General features: G+C 64.3%; 26 protein-coding genes. 14 read left to right on the top strand and 12 right to left on the bottom strand.

Annotation, left to right across the window (positions count from 1 at the left end; all coding sequences use genetic code 11):
• Nucleotides 1-5 precede the first annotated feature (5 nt).
• From AC1D09_RS01940 to AC1D09_RS01900, 9 genes are all read right to left on the bottom strand, one after another.
• Nucleotides 6-512: a DUF4442 domain-containing protein gene (locus AC1D09_RS01940; RefSeq protein ID WP_477663243.1), complete on the bottom strand. Its 507-nt coding sequence runs from the start codon at nucleotides 510-512 to the stop codon at nucleotides 6-8.
• Nucleotides 512-2,926: a 3-hydroxyacyl-CoA dehydrogenase/enoyl-CoA hydratase family protein gene (locus tag AC1D09_RS01935; protein WP_477663242.1), complete on the bottom strand. Its 2,415-nt coding sequence runs from the start codon at nucleotides 2,924-2,926 to the stop codon at nucleotides 512-514. Before AC1D09_RS01935 ends, AC1D09_RS01940 begins: the two co-directional genes overlap by 1 nt.
• A 2-nt stretch (nucleotides 2,927-2,928) precedes the next feature.
• Entirely contained in the window at nucleotides 2,929-3,813 is an 885-nt protein-coding gene (locus tag AC1D09_RS01930; protein ID WP_477663241.1) for an alpha/beta hydrolase, read from the bottom strand.
• Nucleotides 3,814-3,837: 24 nt separating this feature from the next.
• Nucleotides 3,838-4,272, bottom strand: a complete 435-nt coding sequence (locus AC1D09_RS01925) for a DUF2147 domain-containing protein (RefSeq protein WP_477663240.1) — start codon at nucleotides 4,270-4,272, stop codon at nucleotides 3,838-3,840.
• Nucleotides 4,273-4,301: 29 nt separating this feature from the next.
• Entirely contained in the window at nucleotides 4,302-6,098 is a 1,797-nt protein-coding gene (locus AC1D09_RS01920) for an acyl-CoA dehydrogenase C-terminal domain-containing protein (protein ID WP_477663239.1), read from the bottom strand.
• A 20-nt stretch (nucleotides 6,099-6,118) separates the two neighbouring features.
• Nucleotides 6,119-6,853, bottom strand: a complete 735-nt coding sequence (locus AC1D09_RS01915; RefSeq protein ID WP_477663238.1) for a TetR/AcrR family transcriptional regulator — start codon at nucleotides 6,851-6,853, stop codon at nucleotides 6,119-6,121.
• Nucleotides 6,854-7,037: 184 nt separating this feature from the next.
• A complete protein-coding gene (locus AC1D09_RS01910; protein WP_477663237.1) occupies nucleotides 7,038-7,892 on the bottom strand; it encodes a fumarylacetoacetate hydrolase family protein in 855 nt (284 codons plus the stop codon).
• A 31-nt stretch (nucleotides 7,893-7,923) separates the two neighbouring features.
• Nucleotides 7,924-8,670, bottom strand: a complete 747-nt coding sequence (locus tag AC1D09_RS01905; protein ID WP_477663236.1) for an SDR family NAD(P)-dependent oxidoreductase — start codon at nucleotides 8,668-8,670, stop codon at nucleotides 7,924-7,926.
• Nucleotides 8,667-9,401, bottom strand: coding sequence for an SDR family oxidoreductase (locus AC1D09_RS01900; protein WP_477663235.1), 735 nt, complete (start codon nucleotides 9,399-9,401; stop codon nucleotides 8,667-8,669). The genes AC1D09_RS01905 and AC1D09_RS01900 overlap by 4 nt, the downstream gene beginning before the upstream one ends.
• 136 nt (nucleotides 9,402-9,537) lie before the next feature.
• On the opposite strand from AC1D09_RS01900, the gene AC1D09_RS01895 reads away from it, so the two are divergent.
• The 7 genes from AC1D09_RS01895 (at nucleotide 9,538) to AC1D09_RS01865 (ending at nucleotide 17,200) form a co-directional block, all read left to right on the top strand.
• A complete protein-coding gene (locus AC1D09_RS01895; RefSeq protein WP_477663234.1) occupies nucleotides 9,538-10,278 on the top strand; it encodes a FadR/GntR family transcriptional regulator in 741 nt (246 codons plus the stop codon).
• Nucleotides 10,279-10,351: 73 nt separating this feature from the next.
• Nucleotides 10,352-11,317: a tripartite tricarboxylate transporter substrate binding protein gene (locus tag AC1D09_RS01890; RefSeq protein WP_477663233.1), complete on the top strand. Its 966-nt coding sequence runs from the start codon at nucleotides 10,352-10,354 to the stop codon at nucleotides 11,315-11,317.
• Between the two features lie 82 nt (nucleotides 11,318-11,399).
• Nucleotides 11,400-12,404, top strand: a complete 1,005-nt coding sequence (locus tag AC1D09_RS01885; RefSeq protein ID WP_477663232.1) for a sialic acid TRAP transporter substrate-binding protein SiaP — start codon at nucleotides 11,400-11,402, stop codon at nucleotides 12,402-12,404.
• Nucleotides 12,405-12,561: 157 nt separating this feature from the next.
• Nucleotides 12,562-13,116 carry a TRAP transporter small permease gene (locus tag AC1D09_RS01880; protein ID WP_477663231.1) on the top strand — a complete coding sequence of 185 codons (555 nt, stop codon included), beginning with the start codon at nucleotides 12,562-12,564 and terminating at the stop codon, nucleotides 13,114-13,116.
• 22 nt (nucleotides 13,117-13,138) lie between these two features.
• Nucleotides 13,139-14,533, top strand: a complete 1,395-nt coding sequence (locus AC1D09_RS01875) for a TRAP transporter large permease (protein WP_477663230.1) — start codon at nucleotides 13,139-13,141, stop codon at nucleotides 14,531-14,533.
• A 50-nt stretch (nucleotides 14,534-14,583) separates the two neighbouring features.
• Nucleotides 14,584-16,119 carry a UxaA family hydrolase gene (locus AC1D09_RS01870; RefSeq protein WP_477663229.1) on the top strand — a complete coding sequence of 512 codons (1,536 nt, stop codon included), beginning with the start codon at nucleotides 14,584-14,586 and terminating at the stop codon, nucleotides 16,117-16,119.
• 25 nt (nucleotides 16,120-16,144) lie between these two features.
• Complete coding sequence (locus AC1D09_RS01865) at nucleotides 16,145-17,200, top strand: malate/lactate/ureidoglycolate dehydrogenase (protein ID WP_477663228.1); 1,056 nt, start codon at nucleotides 16,145-16,147, stop codon at nucleotides 17,198-17,200.
• On the opposite strand, the gene AC1D09_RS01860 is transcribed toward AC1D09_RS01865, so the two are convergent.
• Complete coding sequence (locus tag AC1D09_RS01860; RefSeq protein WP_477663227.1) at nucleotides 17,197-17,952, bottom strand: SDR family NAD(P)-dependent oxidoreductase; 756 nt, start codon at nucleotides 17,950-17,952, stop codon at nucleotides 17,197-17,199. The genes AC1D09_RS01865 and AC1D09_RS01860 overlap by 4 nt on opposite strands.
• A gap of 3 nt (nucleotides 17,953-17,955) precedes the next feature.
• On the bottom strand, nucleotides 17,956-19,398 hold the full coding sequence (locus tag AC1D09_RS01855; RefSeq protein ID WP_477663226.1) for a mannitol dehydrogenase family protein: 1,443 nt from the start codon (nucleotides 19,396-19,398) through the stop codon (nucleotides 17,956-17,958).
• Between the two features lie 128 nt (nucleotides 19,399-19,526).
• On the opposite strand from AC1D09_RS01855, the gene AC1D09_RS01850 reads away from it, so the two are divergent.
• The 7 genes from AC1D09_RS01850 to manD all read left to right on the top strand — a co-directional run bounded on the left by AC1D09_RS01850 (nucleotide 19,527) and on the right by manD (nucleotide 25,524).
• Nucleotides 19,527-20,267 carry a FadR/GntR family transcriptional regulator gene (locus AC1D09_RS01850; protein WP_477663225.1) on the top strand — a complete coding sequence of 247 codons (741 nt, stop codon included), beginning with the start codon at nucleotides 19,527-19,529 and terminating at the stop codon, nucleotides 20,265-20,267.
• Between the two features lie 57 nt (nucleotides 20,268-20,324).
• On the top strand, nucleotides 20,325-21,161 hold the full coding sequence (locus AC1D09_RS01845) for a substrate-binding periplasmic protein (protein ID WP_477663224.1): 837 nt from the start codon (nucleotides 20,325-20,327) through the stop codon (nucleotides 21,159-21,161).
• Nucleotides 21,162-21,222: 61 nt separating this feature from the next.
• Nucleotides 21,223-22,071, top strand: a complete 849-nt coding sequence (locus AC1D09_RS01840; RefSeq protein ID WP_477663223.1) for a transporter substrate-binding domain-containing protein — start codon at nucleotides 21,223-21,225, stop codon at nucleotides 22,069-22,071.
• A gap of 79 nt (nucleotides 22,072-22,150) precedes the next feature.
• Complete coding sequence (locus tag AC1D09_RS01835) at nucleotides 22,151-22,816, top strand: amino acid ABC transporter permease (protein ID WP_477663222.1); 666 nt, start codon at nucleotides 22,151-22,153, stop codon at nucleotides 22,814-22,816.
• Nucleotides 22,813-23,472: an amino acid ABC transporter permease gene (locus tag AC1D09_RS01830; protein WP_477663221.1), complete on the top strand. Its 660-nt coding sequence runs from the start codon at nucleotides 22,813-22,815 to the stop codon at nucleotides 23,470-23,472. The genes AC1D09_RS01835 and AC1D09_RS01830 overlap by 4 nt, the downstream gene beginning before the upstream one ends.
• Nucleotides 23,469-24,263 (top strand): amino acid ABC transporter ATP-binding protein, encoded by a 795-nt coding sequence (locus tag AC1D09_RS01825; protein ID WP_477663220.1) that lies wholly within the window; start codon nucleotides 23,469-23,471, stop codon nucleotides 24,261-24,263. Before AC1D09_RS01830 ends, AC1D09_RS01825 begins: the two co-directional genes overlap by 4 nt.
• A gap of 49 nt (nucleotides 24,264-24,312) precedes the next feature.
• Nucleotides 24,313-25,524 (top strand): D-mannonate dehydratase ManD, encoded by a 1,212-nt coding sequence (gene manD, locus AC1D09_RS01820; protein ID WP_477663219.1) that lies wholly within the window; start codon nucleotides 24,313-24,315, stop codon nucleotides 25,522-25,524.
• Nucleotides 25,525-25,719: 195 nt separating this feature from the next.
• On the opposite strand, the gene slmA is transcribed toward manD, so the two are convergent.
• The gene (gene slmA, locus AC1D09_RS01815; RefSeq protein WP_477663218.1) at nucleotides 25,720-26,370 is read right to left on the bottom strand and encodes a nucleoid occlusion factor SlmA; all 651 of its coding nucleotides are present in this window, start codon (nucleotides 26,368-26,370) and stop codon (nucleotides 25,720-25,722) included.
• Nucleotide 26,371 lies beyond the last annotated feature (1 nt).

Genomic DNA, 26,371 nt, shown 5'->3' with positions numbered 1-26,371 from the left:
CTCGGTTAACTTTTCCGCGGGCCGGAGGGAATCCAGGCCCAGACAAATTCGCATTCCACCGGGTTCACGCCGGCTTCATCGGTCACGATGACAGGCACCTTGACCTCACCCTTGTCGCTGGCCTGCATGGCCGCGCGCTGTTCGTCGCTCAGCGTGGCCACGGCGCGCAGGGCGCCGGTGGCGCGCTTTTTGAACGCCATCTTGAGTTCCTTGGCCAGCGGGATGCAGTCGTCGCGCACATTCATGCCCACCACCATGCCGGTGGCGGTTTCCGCCAGCAGGTTCATGGCCGAGGCGTGCACGCCGCCTATGTGGTTTTGCACCTTCTTCTCGTTCCTGATGCCGATCTCGACCCGGCCCGTGCCCATCTCGAGGAAGTCCAGGCCGGCGGTACCGGTGAACGGCACGGCGCGGCGCAGCACCACGCTGCGAAACCAGGGGCGGGCAAAAGCCGGCACTTCATCGAGCCGCTGCAGTTGCCGCGCCAGGCGGTTGGGTGATTGATCGTTCATCAGTTACGGACCGGTTTGCCGGTGCTCATCATTCCCATGATCCGCTCTTGCGTTTTCGGGTGTTCGAGCAAAGAGCAGAAAGCCTTGCGCTCCAGCGTCATCAAATACTCTTCCGTCACCAGGGTGCCGGCATCGACGTCGCCGCCGCAGACCACACCCGCGATCAGGCCGGCGATGTGGAAGTCATGGGCGCTGATAAAACCGCCGTCGCGCATATTGACCAGCTGGCCCTTGATGGTGGCCAGGCCGTTGCGGCCCACCACCGGGAACTGGCGTTTGTGCGGCGCGCGGTAGCCCGAGTTGAACAGCGCGCGCGCCTCGTTGAGCGCGACAAACAGCAATTCATCCTTGTTCGGCACGATCACGTCGCTGTCGAGCAGGTAGCCGATCTTGCGGCTTTCAATCGCGCTGGTGCCGACCTTGGCCATCGCGGCGGCCGTGAAGCCTTCGGTCAGGAAAGGCAGGATGTCCTTGTTGGTCGAAGTGCTGGCGTTTTCCGCGGCGCGGCGCGCGATGTAGGCCAGGCCGCCCGCGCCGGGCACCAGGCCCACGCCGACTTCCACCAGGCCGACGTAGCTTTCCATCGCGGCCACACGTTTGGCCGAGTGCACCGCCATTTCGCAGCCGCCGCCCAGCGCGATGCCGCGAATCGCCGACACCACGGGCACAGCCGCGTAGCGCAGCTTGAGCATCACGTTCTGCAGTTCGGCCTCGGCCCCTTCGATGGCCTTGGCCCCGCCCATCATGAAGGCCGGCAGCATGGCCTGCAGGTCGGCGCCGGCCGAGAACATCTCGTCGTTGGACCAGATGACCATGCCCTTGTAGCTTTTCTCGGCCAGGTCCACGCCCATGGCCAGGCCCTCGGCCACGTCGGGGCTGATGGCGTGCATCTTGGTCTTGATGCTGGCGATCAGCACATCATCGTTCGCACCGCCCAGCGTCCAGAGGCGTATCGCATCGTCTTCATGCAAGGTGGTGCCGGCGGTTTCGAACGCGGGCGCCTTCGAGCCCAGCACGTCCTCAGGGAAGAACTGGCGCTCGTACACCGGCAGCTTGCGGCGCGGGATGAATTTTTTGGCCGAGGCACTCCACGAGCCTTCCGCTGTGTGCACACCGCCGGCCTCGGCCACCGGGCCCTTGAACACCCACTCGGGCAGCGGCGCCGTGGACAGCGCCTTGCCGGCGTCAATGTCTTCCTGTATCCAGGTGGCGACCTGCTTCCAGCCGGCCTGCTGCCAGAGCTCAAACGGGCCCTGCTTGGAACCAAAGCCCCAGCGCATCGCGAAGTCGATGTCGCGCGCGGTTTCGGCAATGCTTTCGAGGTGCACTGCGGCGTAATGGAACTGGTCGCGCAGTATGGCCCAGAGGAAGCGCGCTTCGGCACCCTCTGCTTCGCGCAGCAGCTTCAGGCGTTCGCCCGCGGGCTTCTTGAGCATGCGGCCGACAACTTCATTGGCCTTGGCGCCGGCGGGCACGTACTCCATGCTCTCCGGGTCCAGGCGCAGGATGTCGCGGCCCTGTTTTTTGTAAAAGCCGGCGCCGGTCTTCTGGCCCAGGCTTTTGGATTCCAGCAGCTTGGCCAGCACGGGCGGCGTGCCGTAGATGTCCGAGAACGGGTCTTCGACCTTGCCGGGGCCCAGGTTGTCCTGCAGCGTCTTGATGACATGGGCCATGGTGTCCAGGCCCACCACGTCGGCGGTGCGGAAAGTGCCCGAGCTTGCGCGGCCCAGCTTCTTGCCGGTCAGGTCGTCGACCACATCGTAGGTGAGTTTGAAGGCTTCGGCTTCCTTGATGGTGGCCAGCATGCTGGCGATGCCCACGCGGTTGGCGATGAAGTTGGGGGTGTCGTGGGCGCGTATCACGCCCTTGCCCAGCGCGCTGGTGACAAAGGCTTCCAGGTCGTCCAGCACCTTGGGTTCGGTGGTCGGCGTGTTGATCAGTTCCACCAGCGTCATGTAGCGCGGCGGGTTGAAGAAGTGGATGCCGCAAAAACGCGGCTTGATGGATTGGGGCAGCGCCTCGCTGAGCTTGGTGATGGACAGGCCCGAGGTGTTGCTGGCGACGATGGCACCATCCGCGATGAAGGGCGCGATCTTGTGGTACAGGTCGGTCTTCCAGTCCATGCGCTCGGCAATCGCCTCGATGACGAGGTCGCATTCGCGCAGCAGTTCCATGTTTTCTTCGTAATTGGCCTGCTGGATCAGCGCCGCGTCCTCGGGCACGCCCAGCGGGGCCGGCTTGAGCTTTTTGAGGCCCTCGACCGCCTTGATGACGATGCCGTTCTTGGGGCCTTCCTTGGCGGGCAGGTCGAACAGGATCACCGGCACCTTGACGTTGACCAGGTGGGCGGCGATCTGCGCGCCCATGACGCCGGCGCCGAGCACGGCGACTTTTTTGACTTGGAATCGTGACATGGTTAAGACCTTGTTGGGGATGACTGGTTGAAAAATTCGAGCACCGCGCTCCAGTAGCGCTGCGGCTCGTCGCGCATGCCGTGGGTGTGCTCGGCCTTGTCGAGGATCACGCGCTGGATGCGCTCGGGCCTGGAGGCGGCCTGTTGCAGGGCGTCGCCGAAATGCACCGGCGTCCAGCGGTCGGCCCGGCTGTGGATCAGCAACACGTCCACGTCGCGCATATTGGCGAGGTGGTGCACGGGCCGCAGGCGCAGCTCGGCCTGCGGACTGATACGCCGGCTGATGTTGAGCACCGCGTGGGCAAAGGGGTAAGCTTTCCAGAAATCGGGCAGCGTGGGCGAGCAACCTTCAGCCACCACCTTGTCGTAGGGGAAATCCGCTTCGGCGATCGCGCTCAGCGTGTTCATCGCGCCGAAGGAGGCCGTCAGCGCATGCACCGGCAGGCCGGCAAACGCGCCGCGTGCCCAATTACCCACCGACAACGCATCGCCGGGAAAATCAAAATTGGTCGACGGGCTTTCGCCAAAGCCGTTGAAGTCGAAAGCCACCACATGAAAGCCGGCATCGAGCAGTGCCTGGGCATGGCCGTGGCGCAGCCAGAAACCCTTGCAGGCATAACCCATGGGATGGGCGCACACCACGACGCCGCGCGGAGGCAGCGGCGTGCGCGCCACGATGGCCTCGAGCCGGCTGCTGCTGCGGCTGGTGATGTGCACCCGCTCCCAGCCTTCCTGCGGCACATCGGCGGGCCAGCGCCAGGGTTTCATGAAGCGGCCGAAAAACGGCTTCTTGAGCAGGTAATGCCCATACCAGCGGCGCGCGGCGCGCGGGGTGCTTGCAGCGTCGCCAAAAGTCATGGACCGCAGGCGGGAAATTGCTTCACCCATGGCAGCCCCTCGCTTTTATGGCATTCATGGCAAACGCGTCCAGGTCTGGGTACGGCCGAAGGGACCGATGGACCCGCGCACTTCCATCTTTTTGCTGCCTTCAATCGGGGTCATCTTGAGGGAGTAGCTTTTTCCGCTGTCCGGATCCAGGATCTTGCCGCCTTCCCAGACGTCGCCGTCGGGCGACTTCCTGGCGCCGCGAATGATTTCCAGGCCCAGGCGTGGCTTGTCCTTGCGGTCATCGGTGCATTCGGTGCAAATGTCGTCGGGCTTGACGCCGGGGGACATGCGTTTTTCGACTTTGCCATTTAGCACACCGCCGGCTTCAGTGATACGGACCTCGAATTTGGGATCACCGGTTTTTTCGTCGAAGCCGCGCCACAAACCCACTGGCGTGTTCTGGGCCAAGGCCGGGATGGCCATCAGGCCCAGAACGATCATCAACAATTTTCTTTTCATGGTCTCTCCCGTCGATCTGTTCAAGAGGCTCAGGCCAGCGCTTCGTCGGTGTCCATCAGCGACTTGCTGCCGGCGCGCGCGGTGCGCATCAGCGTCGCGGTTTCGGGGAACAGCTTGGCGAAGTAAAAACGCGCGGTCTGCAGCTTGGCCACGTAGAACTTGTCGGTGTTGCCGGCGGCGATTTCGCGCAGCGCGGTCTGCGCCATCAGCGCCCAGAAGTAACCGAACACCAGGTGGCCGGCCACGCGCAGGTAGTCGACGGCGGCGGCACCCACTTCGTCGGGGTTCTGGAAGCCCTTGAAGCCCAGTTCGGTGGTGAACTTGGTCATCTGGTCGGCCAGGTAGGCCAGCGGGTTGATGAACTCGGCCATCTTCTCGTTGACACCTTCCTCGGCGATCAGCGCGGCGATCACCTTGCCGAACTTCTTCAGCGTGGCGCCGTTGTTGCCCAGGATCTTGCGGCCCAGCAGGTCCAGCGACTGGATGGTGTTGGTGCCTTCATAAATCATGTTGATGCGGTTGTCGCGCACAAACTGCTCCATGCCCCATTCCTTGATGAAGCCGTGGCCGCCGAAAACCTGCATGCAGGCATTGGTGGCAATGTGGCCGTTGTCGGTCAGGAAGGCTTTCACGATGGGCGTGAGCAGGGCGACGATCTCGCCGGAGTCCTTGCGCACCTTCTCGTCGGGATGGTGCAGTTCCTTGTCGAGCAGCAGCGTGCAGTAGATCGCCAGGGCCCGGCCGCCTTCGGCATAGGCCTTGGCGGTCAACAGCATCTTGCGCACATCGGGGTGCACGATGATGGGGTCGGCCGGCTTGTCCTTGGCCTTGACGCCGGACAGCGAACGCATCTGGATGCGGTCCTTGGCGTAGGCCAGCGCGTTCTGGTAAGCCACTTCGGTCAGGCCCAGCGACTGGTTACCCACGCCCAGGCGGGCGGCGTTCATCATCACAAACATCGCGGCCAGGCCCTTGTTGGGCGCGCCCACCATGGTGCCCACGGCGCCGTCCAGCACCATCTGCGCGGTGGCGTTGCCGTGGATGCCCATCTTGTGCTCCAGGCCACCGCAGTAGATGTCATTGCGCGAACCGATGGCGCCGTCCTTGCCGATGTTGAACTTGGGCACGGCGAACAGGCTGATGCCCTTGCTGCCCTGGGGCGCGTCCGGCAGGCGGGCCAGCACCAGGTGCACGATGTTGGCGGCCATGTCGTGTTCACCGGCGCTGATGAAGATCTTGTTGCCGGTCAGGCGATAGGTGCCGTCGGGCTGCGGCTCGGCCTTGGTGCGCAAGAGGCCCAGGTCGGTGCCGCAGTGCGGCTCGGTCAGGCACATGGTGCCTGTCCATTCGCCGCTGGTCAGCTTGGGCAGGTAGAGTTTTTTCTGCTCGTCGGTGCCGTGGGCATGCAGGGCTTCGTAGGCGCCGTGCGACAGACCCGGGTACATGGTCCAGGCCTGGTTGGCCGAGTTCAGCATTTCATACAGGCACTGGTTCACCACAAAAGGCAGGCCCTGGCCGCCGTATTCCGGGTCGCAGCTCAGCGCAGCCCAACCGCCTTCAACATACTTGGCATAGGCTTCCTTGAAACCCTTGGGCGGCGTGACTTCGTGGGTGGTCTTGTCGAGCTTGCAGCCCTCTTCGTCGCCGCTGATGTTCAGCGGGAAGGTCACTTCGGCGGCGAATTTGCCGGCTTCCTCGAGCACCGCGTTGATGGTGTCCGCATCGACCTCCGCATGCTTGGGGATGGCCTTGAATTCGTCGGTGACCTTGAGCACTTCGTGCATGACGAACTGCATGTCGCGCAAGGGTGGGTTGTACTGGGGCATGGTCGGTAGGTCCTTTAGCGTTAAACCGGTTTGGAAGGGGAGGCTTTGCCCGAAGCTTTTTTGGGCGAAGCGGTAGAAGGAGTGGAAGAAGCGGCCGTTGCGTCGCCGTAGCGGGCCAGGATGTTGGCAAAGCCCGTGTTGGCGCGGTCCATGGAGCCCGGCGTCTTCAGGAAGCGGGCCTCGTAATGCAGCGCCAGGATCAGGCCGTGGATTTCAAAAGCCATCTGGTGCTCGTCGGCGTCGGGGCGCAGATGGCCGGCTTCCTTGGCCTGCACCACCGCGCGGTACATGGCCGCCAGCCAGGTGCGCACCGAGCCGGCCAGCGCATCGCGCACCGGGCCCGGCCTGTCGTCAAACTCGACGGCGCCGCTGATGTAGAGGCAGCCTGAATCGATTTCCAGCGAGGTGCGCTTCATCCAGTTGTGGAACAGCGCCGCCAGGCGCGGCAGGCCGCGCGGCTGCTGCAAGGCCGGGAAGAAGACTTCTTCCTCGAAACGCACGTGGTACTCGCGGATCACCGAGATCTGCAATTCCTCGCGCGAGCCGAAATGGGCGAACACGCCGGACTTGCTCATGCGCATGACCTCGGCCAGCGCGCCTATGCTCAGGCCCTCCAGCCCGATCTGCGTGGCCAGGCCCAGGGCCGCATCCACAATGGCCGCCTTGGTCTGCTGGCCTTTTTGCTGGCTTTTGGCTACGGCGCTGCCCGCGACGGGGACGCGGGAGGCTTTGGCGGGAAGTTCTGTGACGGGCATGAGGTACTACAAAATAAAACGAACGGTCGTTCTATTTTGCAACACTTTGATGACCATGGGCAAGCCGGGGTTGTTGGGGCCCTGCTTATAGGGGCCCCGTACTAACCACGGCGCGGGTAAACCCTTGACTTGAAGTACCTTTCCCCAGGCCGGCCCGGAAGAGCCGCTGGGGTCAGGGGACTACTTATTTCGTGAGTTTGAAGGGGATCACGGTCTGGTGTTGCTCGCCCAGGCCTTCAATCCCCAGCGACATCGTGTCGCCCTTTTTCAGGAAAACCGGCGGCTTCATGCCCAGGCCCACGCCGGGCGGGGTGCCGGTGGTGATCACGTCGCCGGGCTCCAGGGTCATGAACTGGCTCACGTAGCTGATGATCTTGGCCACGCTGAAGATCATGGTTTTGGTAGAGCCGTTTTGCACGCGCTTGCCGTTGACTTCCAGCCACATGGACAACTTTTGCGGGTTCGGCACTTCGTCGCGCGTGACCAGCCAGGGGCCCAGGGGGCCGAAGGTGTCGCAGCCCTTGCCCTTGTCCCAGGTGCCGCCGCGCTCGATCTGGAATTCGCGTTCGCTGACGTCGTTGATGGTGCAGTAGCCGGCCACGTGGTTGAGCGCCTCTTTTTGCGAGACGTAACGCGCCTGCTTGCCGATGATCACGCCGAGCTCGACTTCCCAGTCGGTCTTGACCGAGTTCTTGGGCAGCATGATGGGATCGTTGGGGCCCTGGATGCAGCTGGTGGCCTTCATGAAGACGACGGGCTCGGCCGGAATCGGCAAGCCGGATTCGGCGGCGTGGTCGGCGTAGTTCAGGCCTATGGCGATGAATTTGCGCGTTCCGGTGATGGGGCTGCCGTAGCGCGGCGAGCCCTTGACCAGCGGCAGCTTGTCGGTCTTGAGTTTGGCCAGTTTGGCCAGCGCGGCGTCGCCGAGCTGGTCGGGGCCTATGTCCTTGATGACGCTGCTGAGGTCGCGCAGCTTGCCATTGGCATCGATGAGGCCGGGTTTTTCCTTGCCGGGGTTGCCATAACGAACGAGTTTCATGGTTTTTCCTTTGGATGAATCAGGTTAAAAGTTAATACGTTGAACGGCCGCCGGAGAGGTCAAACACCGCGCCTGTCGAAAAAGAACAATCCTCGGTGCACAGCCAGCTGACCATGGCCGCCACCTCATCGGGCGTGCCGAAGCGGCCCATGGGGATTTTCGAGAGCATGAACTGGATGAACTCGGGTGTCATCTGCTCAAAAATCGGGGTTTTCACCGCGGCCGGCGTCACGCAGTTGACGCGCACGCCGGTGTCGGCGAGCTCCTTGCCCAGCGATTTTGTCAGTGCGATCACCGCCGCCTTGCTGGCGCTGTAGGCGCTGGCATTGGGGTTGCCCTCCTTGCCGGCGACCGAGGCGATGTTGACGATGCGCCCGTAGTTGCGCGCGCGCATGTGCGGCAGGACTTCGCGGCAGCAGAAGAACAGGCCGTTGAGGTTGACCTGCTGCACCTGCATCCATAGCTCGGGCGGGTAGTCCCAGAGCTTGACGTTGGGGCCGGTGATGCCGGCCGAGTTGACCAGCGCGTCTATGACCGGATTGTGGGCGACCGTCTGTTTGACCGCCTCCACCACGCTCGCATGGCTGCCGACGTCAACCGCCACGGTGTGCACACCGGCGCCCAGGCCGGACTTCGCTTTTTCCAGCGCCTCGGGTTTGATATCCCACAAGGTGACGCTTGCGCCCGAGGCCAGCATGCGCTCTGCGATCGCAAAACCCAGGCCGACCGCGCCACCCGTGATCACCGCGTGCCGACCTTTCAGGTCGAGCTGGTTCATATGGTGATGCCGCCGTCGATGTTGTAGGCCTGGCCGGTCACAAAGGCGGATTCGTCGCTGGCCAGAAAGGTCACCAGCGGCGCGATTTCATGCGCCTGGGCCAGGCGTCCCAGCGGCTGGCGCGCGATAAAGGCCTTGCGCGCCTCCACCGGGTCGGCATTGGCGTTGATGCGGTCCTGCAGCGAGGGCGTGTCGACGGTGCCGGGGCAGATGGCGTTGCAGCGCACGCCGTCGGCCACAAAGTCCGCCGCCACGCTTTTGGTGAGGCCTATCACCGCGGCCTTGGTCGTGCCGTAGATAAAGCGGTTGGGCAGGCCCTTGATGCTGCCGCAGACGCTGGCCATGTTGATGATGCTGCCGCGTTTCTGGGCCTGCATTTTCGGCAGCACGGCCTGGATCATCCAGAACTGCGCGCGCACATTGAGCTGGAAGGCGAATTCCAGCTCTTCATCGGTGGCCTGCAGCGCCGTGCCGCCGTGCACAAAGCCCGCGCAGTTGAACAGCACGTCCAGCGCCGGCAGGCCGCCCACCAGCTTGTGGATGGCGGCCTTGTCGAGCACGTCCAGCGGCAGCGCGGTGATGTTAGCCACGCCTTTGTAGCTTTCCAGCAGCTTGGGGTTCAGGTCGGTGGCCCAGACCTGCGCACCTTCAGCCGCCAGCGCCAGCGCGCTGGCGCGCCCGATGCCCTGGCCGGCTGCGGTAATCAGTGCCTTCTTTCCTTCAAGTCTCATCAGTGCTCCTACAGGGTTTTGCCGGATGTTGTCCCGGGGGTTTCATGGGATTATCAATTGGTCTGACCACTTGTCCAATTCTGGCTTACCCTTAAGCCGCCCATTCTTCTCTTTACCCCCTTTCGCATCGCCTTCCATGCCCCTGCAGACCGTCGAACCGCAACGCCTGTACCGCCAGATCGCCGAGCAGCTGCGCACGCTGATCTCCGCCGGTGAGTGGGCCGTGGGCGCGCGCCTGCCGGCCGAGCGCGACCTGGCGCGCCAGCTGGGCGTGAGCCGGCCCTCGGTGCGCGAGGCGCTGATCGCGATGGAAGTCGAGGGCTGGGTCGAGGTGCGCACCGGCTCCGGCGTCTATGTGCTGGACCGCAGCGGCGCGCCCAGTACCGGCAACGGCCGGGCCGGCGAGATACCCCCCGACGAATGGGGCCCGCTGGAACTGATACGCGCGCGCCGCGTGGTGGAGGGCGAAGTCGCCGCCATGGCCGCCACCCAGGCCAAGCGCAAGCACATAGAGGCGATGGCCAAGGCCATCGCCAGCATGCAGGCCGACGCCGACCGGGGCGTGCTGCCGCTGGAAGGCGACCGGGCTTTCCACAGCGCCATCGTCGAGTCCTGCGGCAATGTGGTGCTGATCGAAACCGTACAGCGCTTCTGGGATTCGCGGCGCGGCCCGCTGTTCGAACGCCTGGGCGGCCATTTTGAAACCGTGGAATCCTGGCGATCGGCCATTGCGGAGCACCAGGCAATTTTTGAAGCCGTACGCGACCGCAACCCCGATGCCGCGCGCGCGGCCATGCATGAACACATGGACCATTCGCACAAACGCTTCAGCGTGAGCTGGCGCCGGACCAAGCACCAGAAGACCCCCAAAAAATAAGAAGAAGCATTCCCCCCCCGGAGATTTCCCTCAACCGCAACTTGGCACTACAACAAAAGAAAGCGAGACAAACATGAATTTCCTGACCCACACCAAGCGACTGGCCGCGGCGCTGCTGCTGTCCACGGGCCTGTGTGCCATCGCCACGGCCCAGCCCTACCCGAACAAGCCGATTGAAGTGATGGTGGCCTTCCAGCCCGGCGGCGGCACCGACTCGCTGGCGCGCGCCTATGCCGAAGCAGCCAAAAAATACACCACCCAGTCGCTGGTGGTCTACAACAAGCCCGGCGCCAGCGGCGCCATAGGCCTGGCCGATGTGGTGAACGCCAAGCCCGACGGCTACAAGATCGCCATGCTCTTCGTCGAGGTGACCATCCTCCCGCACATGGGCATCACCAAGATCACGCAGGACGACTTCATCCCGATCGCCCGACTCAATGCCGACCCGGCCGCCATCACGGTGCGCGCCGATTCGCCCTACAACACGATTGAGGATTTCCTCGCCGCCGCCAAAAAGACCGGCAGCGACGTGAAGGTCGGCAACGCCGGCAACGGCTCCATCTGGCACCTGGCCGCCGCCTCGCTCGAAGAAAAAACCGGCGCCAAGTTCAACCACATTCCCTTCCAGGGCGCGGGCCCCGCCGTGCTGGCCCTGCTGGGCGGCCATGTGGACGCCGTGGGCGTGAGCCCGGCCGAAGTCGCGGTGCACGTGGCCGCCGGCAAGCTCAAGATCCTGGGCGTGATGGCCGACCAGCGCGTCAAGGGCTTTGAGAACGTGCCCACGATGAAGGAACGCAAGATAGACCTGTCCATAGGCACCTGGCGCGGACTGGGCGTGGCCAAGGGCACGCCGCCGGAAGTGGTGGACTACATACGCGCCATGACCAAAAAGGCCGCCGACGAACCCATCATGAAAGAAGTCATGGACAAGCTCAACCTGGGTTATGCCTATGCCGACGGCCCCGCCTTCAAGGCGCAGATGGTGCGCGACAACGACACCTTCAAGCAACTGGTGACCAAGCTCAACCTGAAGAACTGAGGCAGCAGGCTTCACGGCCTGCGCGCTGGCGCGCACGGCCGGTTTTCCCTTTCATGCCAGCACACCCTTTGAGGAGACAACCATGAATACCTTCCACACCAAACGATTCGCCGTCAAAACCCTGGCCGCCTGCGCGCTGATGGCAGGCGCCCTGGGCTTTTCCGGCATGGCCTCGGCGCAAACGAAGCTGAAATGGGCGCACGTCTATGAAACTTCGGAGCCCTTCCACAAATGGTCGGTCTGGGCCGGTGACGAAATCAAGAAGCGCACCAACGGCAAGTACGAGATCCAGGTGTTCCCGGCTTCCACACTGGGCAAGGAGGCCGACATCAACCAGGGCCTGACCCTGGGCACGGTGGACATCATCCTCACGGGCGCGAGTTTTGCCGGCCGCACCTACCAGCCGCTGGCCATCGGTTACTTCCCCTTCATCTTCCGCGACGCCGAGCACCAGCTCAAGTTCGCCAAGAGCGACGTGTTCAAGGAGCTGGCCGCCGGCTACGACCAGAAAAGCGGCAACCACATCACCGCGCTCAATTATTACGGCGCGCGCCATGTGACCTCCAGCGCGGCCCGCCCCATCACCAAGCCTGAAGACATGAAAGGCCTGAAGATCCGCGTGCCCGACGCGCCGGCCTATATGGCTTTTCCCAAGGCGCTGGGCGCCAACCCGACGCCGATTGCCTTTGCCGAGGTCTACCTGGCGCTGCAAAACGGCACGGTGGACGCGCAGGAGAATCCGCTGCCGACCATAGAAGCCAAGAAGTTCTATGAGGTGCAAAAAAACATCTCGCTGACCGGCCATATCGTCGATTCGCTGCTGACCGTGGTCTCGGGCCAGCTCTGGGGCAAGCTCACCGCCGACGAGAAAAAGATCTTCAGCGACGTGATGCTGGAAGCCGCCGAAAAGACCGGCCGCGAGATCATCGCCTCCGAGGCCCGGCTGGTCGATGAGTTCAAAAAGAAGGGCAACAACGTGATCACGGTCGACAAGGACGCCTTCCGCGCGGCGGTGCTCAAGAGCACCACGCCTGCGGACCAGGGTTACCGCCAGGCAGACTACGACCGCATCATCAATCTGCGGTAGCCACCCGTAAAGCTACTGCGCGGCCAGATCTCGCGCCTGTGATGCTCGCCGTACGGAAGTACGGCTGCGCTTCTCGACGCGACCTCTGGCCGCTCGCTACGCTTTCCGGGTGACTACCGGCGCCCTGCTGCACAAAGAGAAAGATTAAGGAAACACGATGACCGAAAAAATCATCAGCGACGACGGGTCATTCCACACCGAGGACGAGGTGGTGGACCTGGCCACCACCACGACCGAGGGCTGGGTGGCCCTGGCATTTTTCTGGCTGCTGGGGGCCACGGTGCTGTACCAGTTCGTCACGCGTTATGTTTTCAACGACTCGGCCGCCTGGACCGAGGAGATCGCGCGTTACGAGCTGATCGCCGTGGTCTTCATAGGCGCGGCCATAGGCGTGGCCAAGAACAACCACATCCAGGTGGATTTTTTCTACCGCCACATGCCGGCAAAGATGGGCCGCGCCATGTCCACGCTGACGGACCTGCTGCGCATCGCCTTTTACGGCGCGGCGGTGTTCATGACCGGGCAGATGATGGCCAAGATCGGCAACCAGACCCGCATGACCATCGTGGACCTGCCCATGAACATCGTCTACGGCCTGTGCCTGCTGGGCTTTGCGGCCATGCTGGTCCGGTCACTGCAAGTGGCGCTGATCCATTACCGCCGCGGCTACAGCGTGCTGGAGCGCCCCGAATCCACCATGCAAGACCGCTGAACGCGACAGACCCCTCACCATCATGCTCAAAATATTTTTCCTGATCTTCATGGGCGCCGGCATCCCGGTCGCCGTCGCCATGGCGGGCGCCTCGCTGGTCTACATCCTGGTCACCGGCAACCTGCCGCCTTTTGTGGTGATACACCGCATGGTGTCGGGCATAGACAGCTTCCCCTTGCTGGCCGTGCCTTTCTTCATCCTGGCCGGCAACCTGATGAACAACGCCGGCATCACCACCCGCATCTACAACTTCGCGCTGGCGCTGGTGGGCTGGCTCAAGGGCGGCCTGGGCCACGTCAACGTGCTGGGCTCGGTGATCTTCGCCGGCATGAGCGGCACGGCGATCGCCGACGCGGCCGGCCTGGGCACCATCGAGATCAAGGCCATGAAGGAGCACGGCTACTCCTCGGAATTCGCGGTCGGCGTGACAGCCGCCTCGGCCACGCTGGGCCCCATCATCCCGCCCAGCCTGCCTTTTGTGATCTACGGAATGATGGCCAATGTGTCGATTGGCGCGCTGTTCCTGGCCGGCCTGCTGCCGGGCCTGTTGATGGCGGTGCTGATGATGCTGACGGTAGCCTACTTCGCCCACAAGAACAAATGGGGCGCCGACATCAAGTTCTCGGCCAGCCGGCTGGGCAAGGCCTTGATCGAGCTGGGTGTGGTGGCGGCCTGGCCGCTGGTGCTGTGGGCGCTGATCACCATGGCGGGCGCGCCCGCGCAAGCCACGGTGATTGCCGGGCTGGTCGCGTTGTTTGTGCTCGACAAGATTTTTAAATTCGAGGCCGTGCTGCCCATCATGACTCCGGTGCTGCTGATAGGCGGCATGACGACCGGCCTGTTCACGCCCACCGAAGGCGCGATCGCGGCCTGCGTCTGGGCCATGGTGCTGGGCTTCTTCTGGTACAAGGCGCTGAAGTTCAAGATGTTCGTCAAGGTCTGCCTGGACACGGTCGAGACCACCTCCACCGTGCTGTTCATCGTGGCGGCCGCGTCCATCTTCGGCTGGATGCTGACCGCCACCGGCGTGACCACCGCGATCGCCGCCTGGGTGCTGGGCTTTACCCAGAGCCCCTGGGTGTTTTTGCTGCTGGCCAACCTGCTGATGCTGTTTGTGGGCTGCTTCCTGGAGCCCACCGCCGCCATCACCATCCTGGTGCCCATCCTGCTGCCCATCACCGCGCAGCTGGGCATAGACCCTGTGCATTTCGGTCTGGTGATGGTGCTCAACCTCATGATCGGCCTGCTGCACCCGCCCATGGGCATGGTGCTGTTTGTGCTGGCGCGCGTGGCCAATCTTTCGGTGGAGCGCACCACCGTGGCCATATTGCCCTGGCTGGTGCCGCTGCTATTGAGCCTGGGCATCATCACCTACTTCCCCCGCTTGGTACTCTGGTTGCCGAAGATGTTTTACTGAATGCGATACAACCGGGGATACAACGCCCCATCACCTCCACGATGATTTCCATGACGACCACCACGCCCTTTATTCGCCTCCATCCCGCCGACGACGTCCTGATTGCCCGAGCCCAGCTGGTGGGCGGCACCCAGGTCGAAAACATCACCGTGCGCGGCCTGATCCCCTCCGGCCACAAGATCGCCACGCGCGCGCTGGCCGCGGGCGAGCCGGTGCGGCGCTACAACCAGATCATCGGTTTCGCGAGCAAGCCGATTGCGCCCGGCGAGCATGTGCACACGCACAACCTCGACATGGGGCCCGACAAAGGCGACTTCGCGCGCGACTACGCCTTCGGCGCCGACGTGAAGCCGGCGCCCGCCAGGCGCGAGGCGACCTTCATGGGCATCAAGCGGCCCGACGGCCGCGTGGCCACGCGCAATTACATCGGCATACTCTCCAGCGTCAACTGCTCGGCCACGGCGGCGCGCGCGATCGCCGACCATTTTTCGCGGCAGAACAACCCCTCGGCGCTGAAAGACTTTCCCAACGTCGACGGCGTGGTCGCGCTCACGCACGGCACGGGCTGCGGCATGGACTCCGACGGCCTGGGCCTGCAGATCCTGCAGCGCACGCTGACCGGTTATGCCACGCACCCCAACTTCGCGGGCGTGCTGGTGGTAGGCCTGGGCTGCGAGTCCAACCAGATCAACGCCTGGCTGGCCCACGGCAGCCTGCGCGAGGGTGAAACCCTGCGCGTCTTCAGCATCCAGGACACGGGCGGCACGGCCAAGACCGTGGCCAAGGGCATCGCCATGATCAAGGAGATGCTGCCGCAGGCCAACGCGGTGAAACGCGAACCCTGCAGCGCCGCCCACATCACCATAGGCCTGCAGTGCGGAGGCTCCGACGGCTATTCGGGCATCAGCGCCAACCCGGCGCTGGGCGCGGCGGTGGACCTGCTGGTGGCCCACGGCGGCACCGCCATCCTCAGCGAGACGCCCGAGATCTACGGCGCCGAGCATCTGCTCACGCGGCGCGCCGTGCGGCCCGAGATCGCCGAGAAGCTGATCTCGCGCATCAAGTGGTGGGAGCACTACACCGAGATCAACGATGGCGAGATGAACAACAACCCCTCGCCGGGCAACAAGGCCGGCGGGCTGACCACCATCCTCGAAAAATCGCTGGGCGCGGTGGCCAAAGGCGGCACCTCCAACCTCGAGGCGGTGTATGAATACGCCGAGCCCGTGAAAGACCACGGTTTTGTCTATATGGACACGCCGGGCTACGACCCGGTCAGCGCCACGGGCCAGGTGGCCGGCGGCGCCAACATCATCTGCTTTACCACCGGCCGCGGCTCGGCCTATGGCTGCGCGCCCTCGCCTTCGCTCAAGCTCGCCACCAACTCGGCGCTGTGGCAGCGGCAGGAAGAAGACATGGACATCAACTGCGGCGAAATCATCGACGGCGGCGTGTCGGTGCAGGAAATGGGGCAGCGCATCTTCGAGATGGTGCTGGCCACGGCCTCGGGCGAACCCAGCAAGAGCGAAAAACACGGCTACGGCCAGAACGAGTTCGTGCCCTGGCAAGTCGGCGCCGTGATGTAAACCTCACCCTCATCCCCCAAGGTCCATGCAAAAAAACATCCAAGCCCCAGCCCTGCGGGAGCACTGCGCCCGCATCCTCGCCGCGGCCGGCAGCTCGGCGCAAGAAGCCGACAAAGTCGCTTCCAACCTGGTCATGGCCAACCTCAGCGGCCACGACTCGCACGGCGTGGGCATGCTGCCGCGTTATGTGGATGCGGTGCTCGAAGGCGGGCTCACGCCCAATGCGCAGGTCAAGACCGTGCTGGACGCCGGCGCGCTGCTGAGCCTCAACGGCCAGCGCGGCTACGGCCAGGTGGTCGGCGAGCAGGCCATGCTGCTGGGCATGGCCCGCGCCAAAGAGCATGGCAGCTGCATCCTGGCGCTGGCCGAATCGCACCACCTCGGACGCATAGGCCATTTCGCCGAGATGGCGGTGGCCCAGGGCCTGGTGTCGCTGCATTTCGTCAACGTCATGACGCGGCCCGTGGTGGCGCCCTGGGGCGGTGCCGACGGCCGCTACGGCACGAATCCCTGCTGCATAGGGGTGCCGCTGAAGGACGCCCCGCCCTTTGTGTTGGACTTCGCCACCAGCCGCGTAGCCCAGGGCAAGATGCGCGTGGCGCACAACCAGGGCAAATCTGTCCAACCGGGTTTGCTGATTGACGAACACGGCCAGCCCACCACCGACCCCGGCGTGGTGGTGGTACCGCAAGCAAACGGTTTTTTTGGTGCGCTCATGCCCTTTGGCGAGCACAAGGGCTACGGCCTGGCGGTGGCGTGTGAACTGCTGGGCGGCGCGCTCACCGGCGGCGGCACCTGGCACCACCCCACTGTCAATACGCGTGCGGTCTACAACAGCATGCTCACCATCCTGATTGACCCCGGCAAACTGGGCACCCAGTCGGCCTTGGAAACCGAGGCGCTGGCTTTCGTCGAGTGGCTGCGCAAAAGCCCGCCGGCCGATGGCGAGCACGGCGTGCAGATTGCCGGCGAGCCCGAGCGCCGCGCGCGCGTGGAGCGCGAGCGTGACGGCATAGACATTGACGCCAGCACCTGGGAGGAAATTGTGGGTGCTGCTAACAAAGTAGGCCTGAACGTTTAATCGAACTGGAGGCCGCCGTTGAGGTCCAGCACCTCGCCGGTAATAAAGCCGCTCATGGGGTGGGCCAGAAACAGCACGCTGTGCGCCAGCTCCTCGAGCTCACAAAAGCGCCCCACCGGAATTTTTTGCCGCAGCTCGGCCTGCCGCTCGGCGCTGACCTGCTCGGTCAGCATCTGGGTTTTGACAAAAGTCGGAGCCAGCGCATTGCAGGTCACGCCGAAGGGCGCGTATTCACGCGCGAAGCTGAAGGTCAGGGAAGTAACGCCTCCCTTGCTGGCCGCGTAAGCGGGCAGCGGCGACAGGCCGCCGGTCTTCGCGCCAAAAGACGATATGTTGACGATGCGGCCGAAGCCGCGCGCCTTCATGCCCGGGGCGACGCGCTGGCTCACATAGAACACACCGTCCAGGTTGATCCTCAGTGTCTTGTGCCAGAGCTCGGGCGTGGTCTGCTCGCAATTGGCGTACTGCAAAAAGCCCGCGTTGTTGACGCAGACGTCGATGCGGTCGAAGTGTTTCTCAATGTCGTCGCAGGCCGATTGCACCTGGGCGTAGTCGCTCACGTCCATGACAAAACAGGCCAACCGGTCGCCGTAAGAGGCCAGCTCGCCGGCGACGGCTTCGGTGCGCAGGTCGGTGGCCGCGACGCGGTAGCCCGCGTCCAGCAATGCGCGCACGGTGGCCAGGCCCATGCCGGCGTTGGCGCCGGTCACAAGGGCGACCTGGTCTTGAATGGGGGGATGTTTGGGGATCATGGTTCAGGTGTTTCCGTGTTCAGTGTTGAGGTTGGTGGTATGCCCGGCCTTGAATTGGGCGAGCGCCGCGCCAAGGCCCAGGGCCTGGACGCGTTCCAGCCAGAAGCCCACGCGCGATGTCCAGCGCGGCTCGGCGGGCAAGGTGTCGCCCCAGATGGCTGGCTGCTGGAGCAAGGCGGCCACCGTGCCGGGCACATCGCCGCGGTGCTGTTGCGCGAGCATCTGCAGGCGCTCGCCGGCGGGGTCTGAAATCGCATAGGCCCGGCCCTGCTCGTCTTCGGCCAGCAGGTAACGCATCCAGACGGCCGCCCCGAAGGCCAGCGGCTCGACATCGGCGCCGGCGGCCAGCCGGGTCTGCAGCGTGGGCAGCCAGCGCAGCGGAATCTTCAGCGAGCTGTCCGAGGCGATCTGGTGTACCTTGTGGTACAGGTCCGGGTTGGCGAAGCGCGCGAGCAGCGCATCGCGGTAGGCCGGCAGGCCGGGGCGCTGCAGCTGCGGCATCACGGTGTCCGTCATCAGGTGGTGCACAAACCAGCGGATGTCAGCATTCGCCACGCAATCGGCCACCGTGGGCAAGCCCATGACGGCGCCCATCAATGCGATGGCGGTGTGGCTGCCGTTGAGCATGCGCAGCTTGGCTTCTTCAAACGGCCTGACGTCTTCCACCACCTGCACGCCCGCGGCCGCCAGGGCGGCGCCGTCGGCGGGGTCCACAAAGTGGCGCTCTATCACCCATTCCCAGAAGGCTTCGGTGCCCAGGGCGCAGGCATCGTCCAGGCCGGTCATGCGGGCGGCGTCATCACGGTGCTGCGCGGTGGCGGCGGGCACGATGCGGTCCACCATGCTGTCGGGAAAGGCGCACTGGCTTTCTATCCACTGCGCCAGCACGCTGTCCTGGGCCGCGGCCGTGTCCAGGCACAGCTGGCGCAGCTTGCCGCCGTTGCCGCTCAGGTTGTCGCAGGAAGCGATGGTCAGGCCACCCAGGCCGGCCGCATGGCGCGCGGCCAGGCCCGCCACAAGCTGCGCCGCGAGCGCGGGGCCATAGGCTTTTTCGGTCACCGTGAGCGTAAGCCAGCGCGTGGTGGGCGCGGCGATGGCGGCCGTCACATGCTCCGGCTCGCGCGCCGCGACGCAGGTGCCCAGGATCGAGCCGACCAGCTGCCAGCGCCGCCCCTCGGCACTGGCGATCTGCAGGGTGTAAAGCCCATCCTGGCGGGCCAGCGCGTCGGCCAGTCCGGTGCTGCGCATGGCCACGCCCAGCACGCCCCAGCGTGCATCGCCGGCTTGCAGCAGGGCGTCGAACACCACGGCCTGGTGGGCTCGGTGGAAGGCGCCCAGGCCCAGGTGCAGCACGCCGGGCGCCAGGGAGGCTCTTGGGTAGCCGGGGGGATGCAGGGAGGATGGAGCCGCTCGGTCGTCCAGAACGGTTTGGGAGAGTGCGCGCATGCCTGTGGTCTGCCGATGAAAGGACTTTATTGGACGATTGGACTGACCACTTATCCATAGTGGTAAACCACTATTGGCTATTTTGGGCGCCAAATTCGATAATTGGTCCAACCAATTTGGGATCCACCATGGCACTCCAACTCATCCAACCGGCCTCCCCCGACGACAGTTCAACGGCGCCCCGGGCGCTGTCCGACCGCTCTTACCAGCGCCTGGCCACGCAGTTGCTGGCGCTGATCGCCCAGGGCGAATTCAAGCTCGGCGAGCGGCTTCCGTCGGAGCGCGCGCTGGCCGAGCGTTTTGACGTGAGCCGTACCTCGGTGCGCGAAGCCATGATCGCGCTGGAACTGCAGGGCGTGGTGGAAGTACGCGGCGGCTCAGGCATTTATGTCACCCAGGTGCGCGGCAACGCGACCACCTCGCCCTTTATGTCAGAGACCGGCCCCGGCCCTTTTGAGCTGCTGCGCGCGCGCTGCCTGATCGAGTCGGAAATCGCCGCGGTCGCGGCGGAAACCCGCAAGGACGGCGACCTGGACCGCATCTTCACTGCCCTCAGCGACATGCGCGAGCACATCGACAACAAGGAAGAAAACGAGGCGGCCGACCAACTGTTCCACCTGCGCATCGCCGAATCCACCGGCAACAGCGTGCTGCTGCAGATGGTGAGCGCCATGTGGGCCCAGGCCAAGGGCCCGGTCTGGACCAAGATAGAACACCACTTCCACACGCCCGAGCTGCGCCTGGCCTCGCACGCCGATCACCAGCGCATCTTCAAGGCGCTGCTGGCGCGCGACCCGATTGCCGCGAGGGCTGCCATGCGCGCGCACCTGGAACGCGTCATTAGCGAATTCGCCCAAGCCTGGAGGTGAATGGTTCCACGCTTTTTTCCAGACAGTTCTTCCCCAAACAACACAACGAGAGACAAGATGAACACGCCCAAACTGAAACTCAAATCCACCCTGGCGGGCCTGGCGATGGGCCTGGCCAGCGCCGCGCTGTTCGCGCAGGCGCCGCCGGCGCCCGGCGCCAGCCCGCGCATAGACGCGATCAAAAAATCCGGCGAGCTGCGCGTGGGTGTTTTGCAAAACTCCCCCTGGCTGCTGGAGAACACCAGCGGCGGCCAGGCCTGGAGCGGCCCGGCCTGGACGTTGGCGACCGAATATGCGCGTCTCCTGAACGTCAAGCTGGTGCCAGTGGCGGTGTCGCATGAGACCAAGGTGCCGGTGCTGGCCGCCAACCAGGTCGACATGACCATCAGTCCGCTGGGCGAAACGCCGGAGCGGCTCAAGGTGGTGGACTTCGTGGTCTATTCGACCACCAGCGTCTGCATGTTCGGCCGCGCAGGCAACGACAAGCTGGCCAAGGTCAAGTCGGTGGACGACCTCAACAGCCCCGACATCACGATTGCCTACTTCACGGGCGGCGCCGAAGAGAACTGGGTCAAGGAACGTTTCCCCAAGGCCAGGTTCCGCGCCGTCGCCAGCTCGGGCGCGACCGCACCCGTGGAAGAAATCATGGCCAGGCGCGCCGATGCGGCACCCATCAACCGTGTGCCCTGGGTCAATCTGAACCAGAAGGTCAAGGGACTGACGGTGTTTCCTCAGGAAAACAACTGCCAGGGCAGCAAGGAAAAAGCCTCGCCCGTGGGCCTGGCCGTCGACAAAAACCAGCAAGCCTTCCTCGACTGGCTGCGCGCGGTGGAAAAAACGCTGGAACCCAAACTCGCGGCCGAAGAAAAGCGCGTGATCGAATCGCTCAAGTAAGCGCCAACGCCGCCCTCCATTCCCGGAATACCCACAAGACCCAAACAGAAAGAGACAAACCATGAACCGCTTCCGTTCTTCCCTGCGCCTGTGCCGCCATCTTGCGCTGGCCGCCGTTGCCGCCGGCATATCGGCCGCCGCCTTGGCCCAGACGCCGCCCGCGCCCGGCGCCAGCCAGCGCATTGATGCGATCCGCAAGGCCGGTGTGCTGCGTGTCGGTGTGGTCAACAACCCGCCCTGGCTGGCGCAGAACACCACCGGCGAGGGTGAGCCCTGGTCCGGCCCCTCCTGGCTGCTGGGCAAGGAGTTCGCCAAGCTGCTGGGCGTGAAGATCGTGCCTGTACCGGTCAGCCATGAAACCAAGGTGCCGGCGCTGATCGCCAACCAGATGGACATCATGATCGGCCCGCTGAACCAGAATGCCGAACGCGCCAAGATCATTGACTTTGTGACTTTCTCGAGCACCGGCGTGTGCATGTTCGGCCGCGCCGACAACCCGAAGTTCACCAATGCCAAGACGCTGGAAGACTTCAACAAGCCCGAGATCACCATGGCCTATTTCTCGGGCGCGGGAGAGGAGCCCCTGGTGCGCGAGCAATTCTCCAAGGCCAAGCTGCGCGGTGTGGCCAATTCAGGCTCGGTCGCGCCGATTGAGGAGGTGCTGGCCGGCCGCTCCGACGTGGCGCCGCTGAACCGCATGCTCTGGCCCAACATCAATAAAAAGGTCAAGGGCCTGGCGGTGTTCCCGAAAGAAAACAACTGCCAGGACAGCAAGATCTTCGAGATCAAGACCGGCATGGGCGTGAACAAGAACGAGCAGGTCTACCTGGACTGGCTGCGTGAGGTCGAAAAGCGCATGGAGCCGCAACTGCAGGCCGAAGAAGCGCGCATGACGCAGAACCTGAAGTAATCCGCCTCCTGTCACATCGCGGTCCGCTGCTTGGCCAGGCGGGCCGCGCCATCCCTATTTCACCCCGGACGGACCTTTCATGGACGTGGATTTTTCACCGATCATCGAGAACTGGCGTTTCTTCGCCGGCGGGCTGGGCATCACCGTGCTGCTCAGCGTGGTCAGCGCGGTGACCAGCATCCTGACCGGGCTGGTGATCGCGCTGCTGCGCCTGTACGGCCCGCGCTGGCTCAGCACCGTGCTGGTGTTTTACGTGGACACCATGCGCGCCATCCCCATCCTGGTGGTGCTGGTGTGGATTTACTTCGCGTTCCCGCTGCTGGCCGGCGTGACCTTTCCGCCCTTCTGGGCGGCGCTGGTGGGGTTGACGCTGCACATCGCGGCCTATGCCTCCGAGATCATCCGCGCCGGCATTGAATCGATACGCCCCGGGCAGACGCGCGCCGGCTTGGCGCTGGGCATGTCGCGCGCGCAGATCCTGCGCAAGATCATCCTGCCGCAGGCCACGATACGCATGCTGCCGGCCTTCGGCTCGGTGCTGACCATGGCGATCAAGGACACGGCCATCGCCACCGTGATCGCCGTGCCCGAGCTGATGCACCGCGCTGAAACCGTGGCCGGCCAGAGCTACCGGCCGGTCGAGGTGTTCACGGCCGTGATGGTGCTGTACTTCCTGGTGCTGTTCCCGGTGACCCGCGTCGTCGACCGCATGTACCAAAAACTCGCACACCTGGGGCGCTCATGAATTTCGACTGGAACGTCATCTGGACGCATCGCGGCGCGCTGTGGGACGGCGCGCTCATGACCGTGGGCCTGACGGTGCTGACCATGCTGCTGGCCGTGCCGGGCGGCATATTGCTGGCGCTGATGCGGCTGTCGTCCAACAAGCTGCTGGGCTCCGTCTCGCTGGCCTTTGTGGAGTTTTTCCGCAACCTGCCGCTGATCCTGGTGATCTACTGGGCCTTCTACGTGATGCCTATCGCCTTCGACGTGCAGTTCTCGGCGCTGACGACGGCGCTGGTCGCGCTGGTGCTCAACATCTCGGCCTACAACGCCGAGACCTTTCGCGCCGGCATCAACTCCATACGCAAGGGCCAGATGGAGGCGGCGCTGGCCATGGGCATGTCGCGCCGCCAGGCCATGTTCAAGGTGGTGATCCCGCAGGCGGCGCGCCGCATCCTGCCGGTGCTGGCCAGCACCTGGATCTCGCTGTTCAAGGACACCTCGCTGGTGTCGGTGATCGCCGTCAGCGAGCTGGCCTATACCTCCATGCAGATACGCGCCCAGACCTTCCGGGTGCTGGAAATGCTGACCGCCATGGCCGCGATTTACTGGCTGATGGGCTACCCCCAGGCAAAACTCGTGGACTGGATCCACAAAAAATACGGAGTCAAGGAATGACATCAGCTACCCGACAAGGCGGCGCCACCGCGGCGCGCAAGGGCGCGGAGCAGCCGCCCGTGCTGGTCTACGAGAACGTGCGCAAGCTCTACGGCGATTTTGTGGCGCTCAACGGCGTCTCGCTGCAAGTGAACAAGGGCGAGGTGATGTGTTTGATCGGACCATCCGGTTCGGGCAAGTCGACGCTGCTGCGCTGTACCAACGCGCTGGAAACCTTGAACGGCGGGCGCGTGCTGCTGGACGGCATCCCGCTGCCCACGCGGGAGACCGAGGTGCGCAAGGTGCGCCAGCGCATGGGCATGGTGTTCCAGAGTTTTGAGTTGTTCCCGCACAAGACGGCGCTGGACAACGTGGCCATGGGCCCCATCACCGTGCTGGGCATGAGCGAAGCCGACGCGCGCAAACGCGCCATGGCGCTGCTCGAGAAAGTGGGGCTGGAGTCCAAGGCCGGAAACTTCCCGGCCAACCTCTCGGGCGGCCAGCAACAGCGCGTGGCGATAGCCCGCGCGCTGGCCATGGAGCCTGAGGTGATGCTGTTCGACGAGCCGACCTCAGCGCTGGACCCGGAAACCGTGGGCGAGGTGCTCAATGTGATGAAAAAGCTGGCCCAGGAAGGCATGACCATGATCGTGGTCACGCACGAAATGAGTTTTGCGCAGCGCGTGGCGAACTGGGTGGTGGTGTTTGAAAACGGTGCCATCCTGGAAGAAGGCCCGCCCGCGCAGATTTTTGAGAACCCCACGGTGGCGCGCACGCGCGACTTCCTCGGCCACCTCGGCTGGAACGGCTGAAAGCCGCAGCCTCCCCGACTGTCATTCTTTTATTACCCCCTGACCTTTCATGAAAATCACCAACGCCCGCGTCATTGTCTGCAGCCCCGGCCGCAACTTCGTCACCCTCAAGATTGAAACCGACGAAGGCCTGAGCGGCATCGGCGACGCCACGCTCAACGGGCGCGAGCTGGCGGTCGTGAGCTACCTGACCGAACACGTCATTCCCTGCCTGATAGGCCGCGACGCGCACCAGATCGAGGACATCTGGCAATACCTCTACAAGGGCGCTTACTGGCGGCGCGGCCCGGTGACCATGAGCGCGATTGCCGCGGTGGACACCGCCCTCTGGGACATCAAGGCCAAGGCCGCCGGCCTGCCGCTGTACCAGTTGCTGGGCGGGCGCAGCCGCAACGGCGTGATGGTCTACGGCCATGCCAACGGCAGCGACATCGCCCACACGGTGGACGAGGTGCTGCGCTACAAGGAGATGGGCTACCAGGCGATACGCGCGCAAAGCGGCGTGCCGGGCCTGGAAAAAGTCTACGGCGTGGGCAAGGGCAGCATGTTTTACGAGCCGGCCGATGGCAACCTGCCCAGCGAGCACGACTGGAGCAGCGAAAAATACCTGCTTCACACACCCAAGCTGTTCGACGCGGTGCGCCAGGCCGTGGGGCCTGACATCCATCTGCTGCACGACGCGCACCATCGCCTGACGCCCATCGAAGCGGGCCGGCTGGGCAAGTCGCTGGAGCCTTTTCACCTGTTCTGGCTGGAGGACGCGACGCCGGCCGAAAACCAGGAGGCTTTCCGCCTGATACGCCAGCACACCACCACGCCGCTGGCCGTGGGCGAGATCTTCAACACTATCTGGGACTGCAAGGACCTGATCCAGAACCAGTTGATCGACTACATACGCGCCACCGTCGTGCACGCCGGCGGCATCACCCACCTGCGGCGCATCGCCGACTTCGCCTCCCTGCACCAGGTGCGCACCGGCTGCCACGGCGCGACCGATTTGTCACCGGTGTGCATGGGCGCGGCCCTGCACTTCGACACCTGGGTGCCCAACTTCGGCGTGCAGGAATACATGCGCCACACCGAGCAGACCGACGAGGTCTTCCCACACAGCTACCGCTTCGACAAGGGTTTTATGCACTGCGGCGAAACGCCGGGCCACGGCGTGGAAATCGACGAGAAGCTGGCCGCCAAATACCCCTACCAGCGCGCCTACCTGCCGGTGAACCGCTTGCAGCACGACGGCACGCTCTGGAACTGGTAGATAGGCCCCCCTGCTGGCGCTCACTTCGTGTAGCGCCCCCTCCCCTCAAGGGGACAGGCGCCTTGGGACCGGCAAAGCCGGATCCCGGCCCCTGCTGGGGAAGAATCGTCCCTATCGGACGCGCACTCCGTGTCGCGCCTTTTCCCCTTGCAGGGGACGGGCGCCTATGGCCCCCACTAGATAGGAGTCGTCTGTTTAGGCCAGGATTGTCGCCAGGCTGGCTTCTAGATGTTCCGATGGCAGGCGCTTGAAACCCGAGCGGGCAAAACGCTGCAAACGGCCGACCATAAAGGCCACGATGACCGAGGCACGTACCTGGGCGTCCACCGTGGGGGTGGCGGCGCCGCTGGCGGCTGCCGCGTCGCGCAGGCTTTGTTTGAGGCTGGATTCCAGTTTGTCGAAGAACTGGTTCATGCGTTCCTGCAGGCGCTCGTTTTCAAACACCAGGGCATCGCCGACCATGACGCGGGTCATGCCGGGGTTTTTCTCGGCGAACTGCAGCACCATGACCACCAGCTTGCGGGTGCGAATCGAGTGGTCGGGCTCGCGTTCGCCGATCTGGTTGATCAGGGTGAAGACGCTTTGCTCTATGAATTCGATCAGGCCTTCAAACATCTGGGCCTTGCTGGCGAAATGGCGGTAAAGCGCCGCTTCGCTGACTTCCAGCCTGGCCGCCAGGGCCGAGGTGGTGATGCGTTCGGCGCCCGGCTGCTCCAGCATGGTCGCCAGCGCCTGCAGGATCTGGACCCGGCGCTCCCCCGGTTTGGGGCGCTTGCGCACCGCAGGCTCGGCGGAGGCTGGCGTGCCCTGGGGGCTCAGTTCGGATTCAGGCGCAAGGTCGGACATA

The organism is Polaromonas sp. P1_A2, assembly GCF_056406895.1.
Note: the sequence above shows the minus strand (reverse complement) of the source record. Positions and strands in the feature narration are given on the sequence as shown.